The organism is Arthrobacter sp. B0490 (assembly GCF_002929355.1).
Taxonomy (GTDB): domain Bacteria; phylum Actinomycetota; class Actinomycetes; order Actinomycetales; family Micrococcaceae; genus Arthrobacter_D.
This window is the reverse complement of the sequence record NZ_PJIR01000174.1, coordinates 1-522: the sequence shown is the minus strand read 5'-3', so window position 1 is coordinate 522 and position 522 is coordinate 1. Positions and strand designations below refer to the sequence as shown.

The window sequence follows — 522 nt, the reverse complement described above, 5'->3', positions numbered from 1 at the left end:
GCTCTGAAGTCTCCGGTGGCTAACCAGCCAGGCATTCGTCGTAGCCTCTTCAACGTCCACATGGCAACTGGTGACAAACGTCGTGCACTGGCGCAGCTCAACGCAATCAAGGACTGGTCGCTAGCGGGACCGGAAGTCTACGAACAACTCGTTCACTATCATCTGAACAATGGCGATGCAGTTGCGGCCCTTGCGACCATTGAACGGGCTGAACGCCACCTGGGTTCACAGGAACAGTTCATTGTCGAAAAGATGCTCGCTCATAAGCTCAAGAAAGATGAGAGCGAACTGCGCATGCTCGGCGAAAAATGCAAGCAGATGCCAAATCGAAAGGATGTCTGCAAGAAGATCGGCTGACCTTGAGAGGGCGACGCTGGTTGCGCAGTCGATTACCCGGCTGCGCGCCTCGCCCCATTTCAGTGCAATGCAGGTTTGCCGACGCGCTCCTGCACCAGCACCCAGGGGGCGACCACGACGGCCCAGAGGTCGGGGTCACGCTCCAGCCAGTCCTGCGCCTGCTCG

Annotated in this window: 2 protein-coding genes; one reads left to right on the top strand and one right to left on the bottom strand. The window is 58.2% G+C overall.

Going from position 1 to position 522, the window contains the following annotated elements:
• A partial coding sequence (locus CXQ97_RS21310) for a hypothetical protein (RefSeq protein ID WP_219815502.1) occupies positions 1-357 on the top strand: 357 nt, incomplete at its 5' end.
• Between the two features lie 59 nt (positions 358-416).
• Here CXQ97_RS21310 and CXQ97_RS21305 read toward each other — a convergent pair.
• On the bottom strand, positions 417-522 hold a 106-nt coding region (locus CXQ97_RS21305; RefSeq protein WP_146069767.1), incomplete at its 5' end, for a DUF2288 family protein.